A 13538-nucleotide genomic window follows, 5' to 3' on the forward strand; every position below is an offset into this window, starting at 1 on the left:
AGTGTGATGCACTTTTTGGGTTAAGATGCGCGTTAAAACAAAAACCTAGAGTGCCGATCTGGTTCAACCAGATCGACACTCTAGGCCAGCCGCGTTTCCACCGCACCGAAGGCGACAAAGTGCGGATTGGCGTAATCTCCGTCATTATCCTGGAACCGTTTGCCGTATCTAAGCGGCTGGCCGTCGAGCGTCTCCACCCGGCCACCAGCGGCGCGTAAGATCGCATCGCCCGCCGCCGTATCCCACTCCATGGTGCGGCCCATGCGCGGGTAGATATCGGCGCGGCCCTCGGCGATCAGGCAGAATTTCAGCGACGACCCGGCGGCAACGAAATCAGCGACCGTATAGGCTTCGAGATATCTTTGCGTTTCCGCCCCGCCATGCGAGCGCGAACCCACCGCGATCAGGCCCCCTTGCGGCTGACGCACCTGTATCGCGCGCGCCTCGCCTATTAAACCCTCTTTCACCTCGGCCATAAAGGCGCCCCCTGACTTACCATTCAAGCCCGCCGAGCCCCACCAGATCTTGCCCAGCGCCGGCGCATAGACTGCGCCCAGAACCGGCTTGCCATACTCGATAAGGGCGATATTGACGGTGAACTCGCCGTTCTTCGAGATAAATTCCTTAGTGCCATCGAGCGGATCAACCAGGAAGAAGGTGCCGGCGGTGGTGGGGAAGCGTCCTGCCGCCGCCTCTTCCTCGGCGATCACCGGAATGCCGGGCGCGATATGCTTCAGCCCGGCCAGTATAATGGCTTCCGCTTTCTGGTCCGCTTCGGTCACTGGCGAGGCGTCGCCCTTCGTGGCCACCGCGAAATCGGTGGCATAGATGCGCATGATCTCGGCGCCGGCCGCCAGCATGATCGGGTTCAGGTCCAAGGGAAACTCCGGGAATCGGGACGAATTATCGTCCCCGGCGTATCACGAGACCGGCCGAAGTGGTGACAAAATTTTCAAGCAGCAGCTTGAGGTGCGGCTCACCATAGGGTGGCGCGTCGATATATCGGTCCACGGGCATGGTATCCGGCGCCACCGTGAAGGGTTCGACATAATGCCCGCGTGCCCGTAGTTTTTCCGCAAGCTGATCCAGGTCACGACGCCGAAAAAGAACCGTCCAGTTATTGTCGAGGGTTTGGCTGTTGGAACTCAGGTTGAACTCGGTCGTATGGACCGCCACGCCACCGACCTTCAGGGTTTTCTCAACGCTGTTGACGATGAAATCCAGGCCCTTTTCTATGGAGCCGAGGTGTTCGAGCGCGCAGGCGGACCAGCAGAAATCAAAACCGGTGAGGGCAGGGGAAATGGCGTTCATGTCGCAATGCTCGAACTGCACCCGTTCCTCGAAGTCGGTGCGATCCATACGCCCTTCGGGAATCGCGCTGAGGGCCTCAGCCAGTTGCCGGTGATCCGCCCAGCCATTTTTCAGACCGATTTCGGGTGGCGCATCGGTGGCCATGACATGAGTCCCAGCACTGGCAAAGGCCGCCGGAAGTGGCTCGGTGCCGACGCCGAAACCCAGGGCGCGTTTGTCCGGTCCCACTGCGCCAAGCCGGAAAGCATGATGGAGAATGAAAATAAATTCCCACAGCTTGCGATGATAAAACACCTGATGATTGATCAGGTCGGTCAGTCGCTGAAATTCCGGATGGAGGAAGTCCGTCGCTGTGCAGGTCGAATAGGCCATGAACGGCGCATCGGGCGATGAGCGGAAGACGTCCACCGGCGGCAAGGCAGGCTTTGCGCCGCCGTCGAGGCGAGCATCGACAAGGCCGGAAACGCGTTCCGTCAGTACAGGCAAAAGCGCATCCGCAACCAGGGGGCGATGATCCGGGCCATCTTGTCAATGAGAACCTGTTTAAGCCCTTTGCGGTTCATCGTCATAAATCAGTATCCCCTGTCTGGCCTTGTCAGGTCTGGATAGCATGAAAATACCGCAGGTCATCAAAACAATTCCGAATTTGCTCATCTGGCAGTTATTCGGTTTCACTTGTCACCTTCGCAAATCTGTAGCTAACTTCCGCTTTCTCAGGGGAGGCCGCCTATGTCCATTCGTCATCTGATCGCCGGTGTGTCCGTGGTGCTGGTGCTCAGCGCCTGCCAGATGCCCGGCCGCGCGCCGTCCGCCTACGAGCAGGCGAAAGCGGACCTGACCGCCCCGGTCGCCGATATCCAGGCCCACATCAGGGCCGGAAAATACACCTCCGTCGATCTCATCCAGGCGGCGCTCGACCAGATCAAGACGAAGAACCCAGACCTGCACGCCGTCATCACCGTCAATCCCGATGCCCTGAAACGCGCCAAAGAGTCCGATGCCGCCCGCAAGGCCGGCAAGGACCTGGGCCCTCTGATGGGTATTCCGGTCCTGATCAAGGACAATATCGAGACAGCCGATATCATGCCGACGACCGCCGGCTCAATGGCCCTGGCGGCCAATATCACCCACCGCGACGCGCCGGTGGTGGCCCGGCTGCGTGCCGGCGGCGCCATCATCCTCGGCAAGGCTAACCTGTCAGAATGGGCCAATATCCGCTCCACCCGTTCGGTCAGCGGCTGGAGCGGCGTCGGCGGATTGACGGCCAATGCGGTCGATCACGCCCGCACGGCCTGTGGCTCGTCATCCGGTTCCGGCGCAGGCGTAGCTGCCGGACTGGCCCCTCTGGCGGTCGGCACCGAAACCGACGGCAGCGTCACCTGTCCGTCGTCGATGAACGGCCTGACCGGGCTGAAGCCGACTGTCGGTCTGGTCTCGCGCACCTATGTGGTGCCGATTTCGCATTCCAGGATACGCCGGGGCCGATGGGGCATTCCGTGGCCGATATCGCCGCCATGCTGACCGTCATGGCCGGCAGCGATCCCGCCGATAAAGCGACCGCCGACGCCGACACGCACAAGACCGACTATACGGCAGGTCTAACGGATTACAGCCTGAAAGGTGTGCGCATCGGCGTGTTGCGCGATCAGGTCGGCAATGACGCCAAGACCGCCGCTGTCTTTGAAGCTGCGCTCAAGCAACTGACAGATCAGGGCGCGGTACTGGTCGATATCAAGGACAGCTCGGTCAAAGGGCTGGGCGATGCCGAAATGACCGTCATGATGACCGAACTGAAAGCCGACCTGAACGCCTACCTGGCCTCGACCCCCACGGCGGTGAAAACGCGCACCCTGGCCGATGTCATCGCCTTCAACAAAGCCAATGCCGCGCAGGAAATGCCTTACTTCGGGCAGGAACTGTTCGAGCAGTCCGAACAAACCAGGGGGCTCGATGATCCGGCCTATATTTCCGCCGCCTATCTCGCCAAAAACGCGTCCGCCGCGCGGATCGATGGCCTGCTGGCGGCGAATAAGGTGACGGTGCTGCTGGCCCCGACCTATGGCCCGGCCTGGCTGTCCGATCTGGTCTATGGCGACCAGTACACCGGCCCCTCGGCCACACAATTGCCGGCCACCTCCGGTTATCCGCATCTGACCGTGCCTATGGGCGTGGTGCAGGGCCTGCCGGTGGGCCTGAGCTTTATCGGCCCGAAATGGAGCGAAGAAATATTGCTGAAAACGGGCTATGCCTACGAACAGGGCCGGAAAAGCGCGAAATAGTTACCCTACAAAATTTGCTTTCGTAGGGTAATTGAGTTATACCCTACGAAAATAATTATTGTAGGGTAAAATGCGTTCCATTCCTCTGGCTCTTCAAACCGCCTACCAGGATCTGCTCGAAACCCTGCGCCAGCAGGCACTTTCTGAAATTGGCGGCACGCCATTCGTGAAAGATACCGGCGGCAAGGGCGCATATTGGTACGCCCGCCAGCGCATTGGCGATCGCGTGGTTGACCGCTATCTCGGCCGGGATACGCCCGATCTGCGGATACGTCTTGAAAAGGCCGTTGATGATCTGGAGACGCAAAAGGCGCTCAACAAGCGATGCGCCAGCCTTGTGGCGCAACTCAGGGCGGCAGGGCTGCCGGCTCTGGATCGGGAAAGTGGCAAGGTGCTGAATGCCATGGCGCGCGTGGGTGTCTTCCGGCTGGGCGGCACCCTGGTGGGCACTCACGCCTACAGGCTGATGAGCGCCGAACTGGGGGTCTGGCTCGATGATGCGCTGGCGGTGACCGAAGACCTGGATATTGCCGCCTTCGAAAACCTGAAACTGGTCATTGAAGACAAGGTCGATCCGGACTTGCCGGATACATTTCGCGCGCTGAACCTGACGGCTGTTCCCGGACTGGACGCCCGGCGTCCCACGCGCTGGCACATGCCGGGGGGCGGTGCCCGGATCGATTTTCTGGTGCCCCTGATGAAGGAAGGCAATGAGGCAGTCTTTCTCGAACCCCTGGGCGTTTATGCTCAGGCCCTGAGCTTTCTCAATTTCCTAATCGCCGATCCGATCCCCGCCGTCGGTCTGTATCGCAGCGGCGTTCTTTTGCAGATACCCCGGCCCGAGCGCTACGCCATCCACAAGCTGATCGTGGCGCAGCGGCGAACGGGCGGGCAGGAAAGCAAGGCGGGAAAAGACCTGGCTCAGGCGGAAAGCCTGATCCGTGTTCTGGCCGAAGACCGCCCGTATGATCTGCAATCCGCCTGGCAAACGGCGCTCAATTCTGGTGAGAAATGGCGGGAAGCGCTCGACCGGTCGCTGCGGCAGAAGCCGGAAATCACCGCGATCCTAGGAGGATTGTAATTTGGTAATCCACCGCGTTATGTAATTGATATCCTGTCACAATAACGCTGCAGGCCGAGTAAATTGCCGAAATAAGATTTCGGTTATACATATACCGCTAAGCGAATGTGGGGATTGATATGAACTGGCTAAAAATGGTGCGTAGCGTGTGGGCGAGGCTCGCTCTTGGCTGTGGAACGATGTTAGCGCTTGTCCGAGGTGTAAATCCATCATTTGGCAAATTTGACTGGCTCTCTTTTTTTACAATCATTCTCCCTTTGGTCGGATGGTTGATAGCTGAAATCGCCGTTGAACTCAGTGAGACACAGCAAACAAGCAGTCACGATAGAATCTTTATCGCAAGTTTGCCAAATTGTTCGACACTAATGCACTGAACTTCTTGAAAAAACACGATTTTGGAAATCTTTTTCACTGTCGTAAGATCGATCCCATTTCGGAACTCGCCGAAGTATGGAGTGACAGCCGCTATGAATTTAACGACAAGGAGCTGAGCGCATGTTTTGAACGATGCAAAGAAATAGCTGTCGAATTAAATCAGGCTTTAGCATTGGAAACGGGTCAACATCCCTACCAGGTGGAATATAACACCGCCTATATTGAGGACGTAAATACAGGCGACGCAACACCAGAATCTGTAAAATCAATCGAAAAATTGAATTTCCTCGCAACAAATCTTTACCAAGAATTGGACAAATTAAATAAAAATGCTCAAAAAATTGGTCTTAGCTCATTCGATTAGTGGCTATTGATTTAAACCGATGTATTTTTTAAGTTTCTGGCCATTTCGCATTTCGGCTTCGAATTGTCATAAGATCATTATTGATCGCGTATGCCCAAATCTCTGACCTCACCCTAAATCTATCCCCGCCCGTAATTCCCGGTGCATTCTGTACCGATGTCTCTTGATGACCCGACAGCACAGACTCAACTGACCCCGGAAGAGCGGCGTGCGCTTCTGCGCGCCTTTGCCGACCGGATGCTGCTCAAGGTCACCGCCATGGACGATCCCGAAGACCTGCCGGGCGTCGAGAAGGTGGTGCGGACCGCCGCCATGATCGAGCGCATCTATAGCCGCTGCGACCGCGCTGAGCGCCAGAGGCCAGAGCCGCGTAAAGTCGAGGCCGAACGCGCCGCCTATGAGGAAGCGGCGATCAAGGCGCGGGTCTCCCTGGCTGGTACACTGAGATGGGGCGAAGAGCGCCGCCAAAGTCTGGGGCAGTGGTGGGACGAGGCCCAAACCCTCGCCCAAACCCCGGCTCAGGCAGCCGTTCCGGCGCAAAGCCGCCCGCAAAAACCCGCCGCGCAGGAATTCCCGGCGACGGCGGCCGACCCGAATGTCGTACCGTCCTGGCAGAAAGTCACCTATGTCGATTACACCGAGGCTTTCGAAGCGGCCCGTGCCGAACTGGCTCTGAAGAGACGTGAAGCGAAATCGACGCCGCTGCCGCCGCTAAACTCAGGTTAACAAACAGCCTCAGCACTCCACCACATTGACCGCCAAACCGCCGAGACTCGTTTCCTTGTACTTGGCGCGCATGTCCTCGCCGGTCTGGCGCATCGTCTCGATCACCGCATCGAGCGACACGATGTGGTGGCCGTCGCCATTCAGCGCCAGATAGGTGGCGTTGATCGCCTTGATGGCGCCCATGGTATTGCGCTCGATGCACGGCACCTGGACCAGGCCTCCAATAGGGTCACAAGTCAGGCCGAGATTGTGCTCCATGCCGATCTCGGCGGCGTTTTCGATCTGGCCGGGCGTACCACCCAAAGCCGCGCACAGCCCCGCCGCCGCCATCGAGCAGGCGACACCGACCTCGCCCTGGCAGCCCATTTCCGCCGCCGAGATGGACGCATTTGTCTTGTAGAGAAAGCCGATTGCCGCCGCCGTCATCAGCAGGGTGCGTGTGCCTTCCTTGGTAGCCCCCGGCACGAAGGTCTCGTAATATTTGATCACCGCCGGCAGCACCCCGGCCGCGCCATTGGTCGGCGCCGTTACCACGCGGCCGCCGGCGGCGTTTTCCTCATTGACCGCCAAAGCATAGAGGCTGACCCACTCAAAGATATGCGACGGATCGATCCGCGGCCCGCGCTCCTCCAGACGTTCCTTCATCGCCTTGGCGCGGCGCCTGACATTCAGCCCGCCCGGCAGGACGCCTTCGAGCGACACGCCGCGTTTGATGCTGGCCATCATGGCGTCGCGCACCTTATCGATAAAGGCGGTGGTCTCGGCCTCGGTCCGGAAGGCCAGTTCGTTGCGCGCCACCACCTCGGCGATGGAGAGGTTCTCCGAGGCGCAGATGGCCAGCAGTTCGGCGCCGGAAGCGTAAGGATAGGGCAGGGCGATATTGCTGGAATTGGCGACCACGGTATCGCCGGTAATCGCCCCGCCGCCGATGGAAAAATAGGTGGCCGTGAAAGGCTTGCCGTGCGGATAGGTGGCCTCGAAGACCATGCCGTTGGAATGCTCGGCCAAGAACTCGCCCATCATGAATTGCAAATCGGTTTCGGGATCGAACACGATATTATAAAGCCCGGCCAGTTTCAGGCTTTGCGTGGCGCGAATCTCGGTGACAAGCGGCGCAATGGCCTCCGGATCGATACGATCGGGCAGCCAGCCGCTGAGGCCGACCAGAATGGCGGTATCGGTGGCGTGGCCCTTGCCGGTCAGGGCCAGCGAGCCATAAAGCTTGCAGATGACGCGCGCTGGCTGGCCATAACTGGCCGCCTGTTCGGCGAAATGCACGGCCGCCCGCATCGGCCCCACCGTATGCGAACTGGACGGCCCGATGCCGATGGTGAAGAGATCGGTGACGCTCAGGGCCCAGGCGGGTCTGGTCATGTCGGGCATCTTTCTTGTGGCGATGTCTCTTACGACATCCGGCGGGATATATCCGTCCATTTCGGGCCGATTATCCGCGCCATGTGGCATTTTTATTGATCCCACGTTCCCACAAGCCGCATTCGCGGTCAATCTGGTTTCAATTGTACTTAAGTGCTTCCCAGACCAATCGTACTGATAGAATGAAGACCCGCTATTTTAAAGCCTTTGTTGGCCACAAATAACCATCGAATTTCCATTTCCGCATATTGGAAGGGAGAACCTGCAAACGATCTTCTTCGATCGCAAACCCTTTCCACCAGTGCCTCGCCATGCCCGCAAGCACAAGGGTGCCGTCATATCCCTGGCATAGCTTGGTTTCCTTATAGGCATTGTAATGCATCGCATCGACGGAATTATCCGCAATATTGAATTGGGGATATAACTCTTTGAGCACAAAGAAAGCGTTCGGCGCGGTAACGGCAACGAGTTCGTAACCCATTTCCTGAGCCGCTTCCACGGTTGCCAGCAGGGATGAACCCAGGTTCAGGTTGAGGTTTTTCTCCTGCAACAGGTATACGTCATTGGGGATGGCGTGGTTGAATTCTATGCAAACCACTCTGGGCTTGTACTTTTGCAAGTCGCGCCAGACGTGGATATCATTGCCATCAATATCTATGGATAGAAAATCAAAATCGACGGGAACGGTAAAGGGGGCACGGTCCAGATGCGCGTCGAGCTTGTTTTCATCCGAAAAGCCGACAATGTCCTCTACGGTAAATACGTCCGGCCGCTCACGGTAGAGTTCATGAAGGGCGGCATAAGCCTTGCTGGGCTCGATGAGAACCGCGCTCCATTTTTTGTTATTTGCGAGATCGTAGGAATTACTGATGCGTTTTCCGTCGCCCGCGCCAAAATCAACCACCACCTTGTTTTTTACACCGATAATTTCGAAAATCCGTGCGGCTACACCATCTTCCCCCCGCGGAGGTGACATTAGTGCGGTAAGGTTCAAACCAGAGGGACTCTTTTACTCTGCGGTCCACTGGGCGATGAATAACGGTATTGGGCACGGTAATTCCTGAATATTGAACGTGGGATGGCAAAAATGCAGACGCTTTTAAGCACGGGAATAGTAGGCGCTAAAACGCGCGGCTGAAAAGGCACGAGCGTGCCCTTTTCATTGGCACGCTCGTTATTATTGCATTAATTCCAAATGCGCCAGTTAGTGAACCGCGCTCCAGCGGCTTTCGGGCAGGGTGATGTCGACGCTCTGCGGCAGATTATCTGACGCCTGGCCCAGAAGGACGTGATAGACTCCGGCCCTGATCACCCAGCTATCGGTGGCCTCGTCATAGGTGGCCAGCAGTTTCGGGTCGACCTTGGCGGTGAAGTTCTGGCCCGGCCGGGGGCGAGATCGACCTTCTGGAAAGCGACAAGGCGTTTTGGCGCTTCCCAGCCGGCGGCCTGCCAGTTGTCCGGCGAAACATAAACCTGCATCACCGCCGCACCGGCCGTCTTGCCGGTATTGGTGACCGAACCGCCGACGGAGACGTCGTTAGGTCCGTCCGCCGTGGCGACCGGGGCCGAGGTCTCGAAGCGGGTATAGCTGAGGCCGTGGCCAAAGGCGAAGAGGGGCTTGAAGCCTTTCACGTCGTACCACTTGTAGCCGATGGCCGCCCCTTCGTCGTAGGTGATCCCGACCCTGATGCCGTCCGGCTTGTGGAAACCGGGAATCTCGGCATGGGCCAGTTGCGCATTCGACGCCGGGAAGCTGATCGGCAGGTGACCGGAGGGATTGACCTTCCCGGTCAGGATGTTGGCGATGGCACGGCCGCCGCGGGCGCCGGGATAAAAGGCTTCGAGAATGGTCGGTGTTTTGTCGGCCCACGGCATCAGGATGGCGCCGCCCGATTCGACGACGACGATGGTTTTCGGATTGGCCTTGACCACGGCGGCGACCAGAGCATCCTGGTTGCCCGGCAGTTCCAGCGGATTGTCGATGCCTTCGCCCATCCACTGCGTCACGAAGACGATGGCGACCTCGCTTTTCTTGGCCAGAGCCGCAGCCTTTTTGATATTATCACCGCTGATATAGGTGATGGTAGCCTCAGGCTTGGCGGCTTTCAGCGCCTCGACCGGCGAGGACGGCATGAAGACAACTGGTCCCGGCCAGGTCTTGGGCTCCAGCCCCGGCACGGCATTGCCGCCCACCGGCGTGACGCCGGAAGAGCCGCCGCCGGCCATCACGCCCTTGTCGGCATGGCCGCCGATCATGGCGATGGATTTGACGCCCGCGAGTGGCAATAAATTGCCTTCGTTCTTCAGCAGGACCAGCGAGGCTTCGGCAGCCTTTTGGGACACATTGGCGTCGGCTTCGAAATCGATCGGGCCGACTTTTACGGGGTTATCGACCACGCCCTTGGCGAACAGCGGCCACAGGATGCGTTCGGCCATGTCGTCGATGCGCGACATCGGAATGGCGCCATTGTCGATATCGGCTTTCAGCGTTTTGGTCGAGAAGAAGGCGCCGTGATGACCGCAGCAAGGATAGCCGGTGAACTGGTCCAGGCCGGCATTGGCCGCCTTGGCCGAGGAGTGAACCGCGCCCCAGTCGGACATGACATAGCCCTTGAAGCCCCAGTCCTGCTTGAGCACACGGTTGTTGAGATAGTCGTTCTCGCAGGCCCAGTCGCCGTTCACCAGGTTGTACGAACACATGACCGAACCGGGATTGGACAGGTCATAGATCATCTCGAAGGCCAGCAGGTCCGATTGGCGCATGGCGGGTTTGGAAATGGTGACATCGACCGTGGTACGCTGGCTTTCCTGGTCATTGACCGCCCAGTGCTTCATGGTCGAAACCATGTGCTGCGACTGGATGCCGTTGATCAGGCCGCCGGTCATGCGGCCGGTCAGCAGCGGGTCTTCGCCGGTATATTCGAAATTACGGCCGTTGCGCGGTTCGCGGGCCGGGTTGCCGCCGCCGGCGAGAAACACATTGAATCCGGAAGCCCGCGCCTCGGTGGCGATCATCACGCCGCCGGCTTCCGTGACCTTTGGGTCGAACGAGGCGGCGGTAGCCAGCGAAGACGGCAGGGCGGTGCGTTCCATGCCGGCGACACGCACCCCGATCGAGGCGTCGGTCTGCCATTGCGCCGGAATGCCAAGACGCGGAATACCGGAGATATAACCGGCCGAACCCTTGATATGGTTGGTCTTTACATCGGCCTTGATGGCGGGCGAGACGACGTCGTCCGGCTCCTTCATCAGTTGTTCCGGGTCGGTATAGCCCATGACAAGGCCGAGCTTTTCATCCAGCGTCATGGCAGCCACGGCGGCGGCGGCACGTTGGTCGGCCGGTTTGGAAGTATCCATCCACGGCTGGACCTGGGCCAGGGCGGTAGTGGACACACAGGCGAGCAGGACTGCTGTCAGAAGGGGGTGACGGGCTTTCATGGGCTTCCTCCGGGAGCGGTTTTTAATTGCCGCTGACGCTACATTGGAAGCGCTTCAGATGGAAGCGCTTTTGGCAGGGTGTGCCTTTGGAGGAAGCCCGGACGATCGTTTTAAAGCTTTACCGACGCCAACTCATCAATGGCGCAGATGATGTGATAGAGCGAACTGGCCGGAGCCGGCTCGATCTCGAACGTGCCGTCCGGCTTCATGCGGTCACGATATAATCCCTCAATCTCGGTACTGAGGTAAAGTTGCAGGCCGGAAGTCGCCAGGATCAGGCTGGCAATGGCGGATTCCTTTTCGGCGGGCATTTTCGCGGCCTGAGACAGGGCGGTAAACGCCTTCATGCGCTCGGTCTGCGACCACAGGCGCGCCTTGGCGTCCTTGACGGTGAAGTCGTCCCACAGTTCGAACATGGTGACATTGCGTTTGGGGTCAGTGCCGGCCACTTCGGCAATATCGATCAGGCGCTGTGCCGTTTTGACATAACTATCCTTGCCGGTCATTTCCGCCCAGCGCAGGAACAGCCAGGCCCATTCGAACTGGTGTCCGGGCTCGACAATACGGCCGGCTTCGCCCGGCATGACGTTCCAGTCGCCATCGAAGAATTCCCGCAGGGCGCCGGTTTCCGGATGCAGGAATTTCTCGACGCACAGGTCGGCGATCTCGCCGGCGATGTCGCGCCATTTGTCGTCGCCGCCGGCCTCGATCCACGCCAGGCAGGCTTCGAACATGTGCATGTGCGGATTGGCCTTGAGCGGCAGGGTGCGCGGATTGGCTTCTTCGAAGCCACGCACCGGATGGGAATAGTCGGCGATGATCTTGTCACGGATGGCGACGCCCGCCGCTTCCAGCGATTTGTCATCCGGGCGGACACGGTAAGCCGAGGCATAGGCCAGCATGGCGAAGGCGTGGTCGTAGAAATCGAATTCGCCACGCACTACTGTGCCGTCCGGCTTCAGCGTAGCGTAAAGCATCCCGGTTTCCGAATTGTGCGCCGGACCCGCCAGCCACTTCAGGCCCTGGTCTATCGGGCCGTCTGTTTCGCCCTGATAGCCCATGCGCCGGGCCAGGGCATAAGAAAAGACCTGGCGGGCGGCCACGCGGGTGCGGCGGTCGACATCGTCCGGCCTGCCGTCGAGATTGATCTTCTCATAGAAGCCGCCCTTTTCGCGGTCGCCGCCGATATCCCACCACAGGGGCAGGGCGTGATCGAACAGCCATTGGCGCAGGGATTGCTGTTTTTCGACAAGGGCATGGGCGAGTGTCGGCATGGGAGCGGGTCTCACAAGGATGATGGATCGTGGATCAGGGGTTAGAACAAAAACGCGTAAAAATACAGTTGGGTTTGAAAAAGCCGGCAAATTAAATATTTCAAAAATACTTATCTGTTTGACGGACGGGAATATTTACCTACCGTCTCTTTATATGTACGCAGAGGCCACGACATCGAAAAAATACTCTCCGGCAAGTCATGGAAGACCATGAACCTTCCGCACGGGGAGGCAAGGGCGAAATCAATATGTCAAACAAGATCATACCTGTCATCATGTCAGGCGGTTCCGGAACGCGCCTCTGGCCGCTATCCACGCCTGCGGCGCCCAAGCAGTTTCACGCCCTGGCCACACCGAATACGATGATCCAGGAAACCGCCCTGCGCCTGGTCGGGGACGACTATCTGGCGCCGGTCGCCATCTGCGGCCTCGGGCACAAGGAGCTCGTCGTCTCGCAACTCGCGGCGATCGGCAAGGCGCCGCAAGGTGTGATTCTCGAACCGTTCGGCCGCAATACCGCTGCCGTCGCCGCCATGGCGGCGTTGAGTGGACAGGAGGGCGATCCGGAGGCCCTGGTGCTGCTGGTGCCGGCCGATCACATCATCACCAGGCCGGACGCCTTTCATGCTGCCGTGGTTGCCGCGTCCGAAACCGCGAAGTCGCGCATCGTCACCTTCGGCATTACGCCGGCCCATCCGGAAACCGGTTTCGGCTATATCGAACGTGGTGAGCCGCTTTCGGAAGGCATTTTTGAAATCAAGAAATTCTGGGAGAAGCCAAACCTGGAGACGGCGACGCAGTATGTTGAAGGCGGGCGCCATGACTGGAATGCCGGTATCTTCCTGTTCTCGCCCCAGGTCATGCTTGAGGAACTGAGCCTGTATGCCCCCGAAGTGCTGGCCGCCTGTGTGGACGCTTATAAAAAAGCGCATCGTGATGGTGTGATCATCAGTCTCGATGAAGACGCTTTTGGTCAGGTGCCGTCGATCAGCGTCGATTATGCCGTCATGGAAAACACCTCGCGGTCGGCGGTCATTCCGTGCGATATCGGCTGGGCGGATGTCGGTGGTTTCGCCGAATTGTGGCGGCTGGGCGAAAAGGATGACAGCGCCAATCACGTCAAGGGCGAGGCCATCCTGATTGAGTCCGAAAACTGCCTGATCCGCAATGATGGCGGCCCGGTTGTGGCGGTCATTGGCATGAGCGACGTCATGGTGATCTCGACCGAGGCCGGCATCCTGATCGCGCCCCTGTCGCGCGCCCAGGATGTCAAGAAGGCGGCCGAAGCCGCCAAAGCCAGACTTACGCCGGGCTGA

At 58.9% G+C, this 13538-nt stretch carries 10 protein-coding genes and 1 pseudogene; 5 read left to right on the top strand and 6 right to left on the bottom strand.

Features of this window, described 5'->3' with window-relative positions:
* Window positions 1–80: 80 nt before the first annotated feature.
* Complete coding sequence (gene cysQ / locus NVV72_12290; protein MCR6660070.1) at window positions 81–878, bottom strand: 3'(2'),5'-bisphosphate nucleotidase CysQ; 798 nt, start codon at window positions 876–878, stop codon at window positions 81–83.
* Between the two features lie 25 nt (window positions 879–903).
* Complete coding sequence (locus NVV72_12295) at window positions 904–1797, bottom strand: hypothetical protein (GenBank protein MCR6660071.1); 894 nt, start codon at window positions 1795–1797, stop codon at window positions 904–906.
* Between the two features lie 243 nt (window positions 1798–2040).
* Here NVV72_12295 and NVV72_12300 point away from each other — a divergent pair.
* From NVV72_12300 to NVV72_12315, 4 genes and pseudogenes are all read left to right on the top strand, one after another.
* Window positions 2041–3590, top strand: a pseudogene (locus NVV72_12300) (amidase).
* A 70-nt stretch (window positions 3591–3660) separates the two neighbouring features.
* The gene (locus tag NVV72_12305) at window positions 3661–4671 is read left to right on the top strand and encodes a GSU2403 family nucleotidyltransferase fold protein (GenBank protein ID MCR6660072.1); all 1011 of its coding nucleotides are present in this window, start codon (window positions 3661–3663) and stop codon (window positions 4669–4671) included.
* A 379-nt stretch (window positions 4672–5050) separates the two neighbouring features.
* Window positions 5051–5410 (top strand): hypothetical protein, encoded by a 360-nt coding sequence (locus NVV72_12310; GenBank protein MCR6660073.1) that lies wholly within the window; start codon window positions 5051–5053, stop codon window positions 5408–5410.
* A gap of 156 nt (window positions 5411–5566) precedes the next feature.
* Complete coding sequence (locus NVV72_12315) at window positions 5567–6136, top strand: hypothetical protein (protein ID MCR6660074.1); 570 nt, start codon at window positions 5567–5569, stop codon at window positions 6134–6136.
* 9 nt (window positions 6137–6145) lie between these two features.
* Here the strand turns inward: NVV72_12315 and NVV72_12320 are convergent, their stop codons facing one another.
* From NVV72_12320 to NVV72_12335, 4 genes are all read right to left on the bottom strand, one after another.
* Window positions 6146–7510, bottom strand: coding sequence for an L-serine ammonia-lyase (locus NVV72_12320; protein MCR6660075.1), 1365 nt, complete (start codon window positions 7508–7510; stop codon window positions 6146–6148).
* Window positions 7511–7703: 193 nt separating this feature from the next.
* Window positions 7704–8504: an FkbM family methyltransferase gene (locus NVV72_12325; protein MCR6660076.1), complete on the bottom strand. Its 801-nt coding sequence runs from the start codon at window positions 8502–8504 to the stop codon at window positions 7704–7706.
* A 314-nt stretch (window positions 8505–8818) separates the two neighbouring features.
* Window positions 8819–10948: a glycoside hydrolase family 3 C-terminal domain-containing protein gene (locus NVV72_12330; protein ID MCR6660077.1), complete on the bottom strand. Its 2130-nt coding sequence runs from the start codon at window positions 10946–10948 to the stop codon at window positions 8819–8821.
* A gap of 110 nt (window positions 10949–11058) precedes the next feature.
* Window positions 11059–12222: an AGE family epimerase/isomerase gene (locus NVV72_12335; GenBank protein MCR6660078.1), complete on the bottom strand. Its 1164-nt coding sequence runs from the start codon at window positions 12220–12222 to the stop codon at window positions 11059–11061.
* A 248-nt stretch (window positions 12223–12470) separates the two neighbouring features.
* Between NVV72_12335 and NVV72_12340 the strand changes: the two genes are divergently transcribed.
* The gene (locus NVV72_12340) at window positions 12471–13538 is read left to right on the top strand and encodes a mannose-1-phosphate guanylyltransferase/mannose-6-phosphate isomerase (protein ID MCR6660079.1); all 1068 of its coding nucleotides are present in this window, start codon (window positions 12471–12473) and stop codon (window positions 13536–13538) included.

Origin of the sequence: Asticcacaulis sp. (genome assembly GCA_024707255.1) — a bacterium.
GTDB lineage: Bacteria > Pseudomonadota > Alphaproteobacteria > Caulobacterales > Caulobacteraceae > Asticcacaulis.

Coding starts and splice junctions, on each gene's coding strand:
- NVV72_12305 (MCR6660072.1), top strand. CDS start 3,661: ATGCGTTCCATTCCTCTGGCTCTTCAAACCGCCTACCAGGATCTGCTC.
- NVV72_12315 (MCR6660074.1), top strand. CDS start 5,567: ATGTCTCTTGATGACCCGACAGCACAGACTCAACTGACCCCGGAAGAG.
- NVV72_12320 (MCR6660075.1), bottom strand. CDS start 7,510: ATGACCAGACCCGCCTGGGCCCTGAGCGTCACCGATCTCTTCACCATC.
- NVV72_12330 (MCR6660077.1), bottom strand. CDS start 10,948: ATGAAAGCCCGTCACCCCCTTCTGACAGCAGTCCTGCTCGCCTGTGTG.
- NVV72_12335 (MCR6660078.1), bottom strand. CDS start 12,222: ATGCCGACACTCGCCCATGCCCTTGTCGAAAAACAGCAATCCCTGCGC.
- NVV72_12340 (MCR6660079.1), top strand. CDS start 12,471: ATGTCAAACAAGATCATACCTGTCATCATGTCAGGCGGTTCCGGAACG.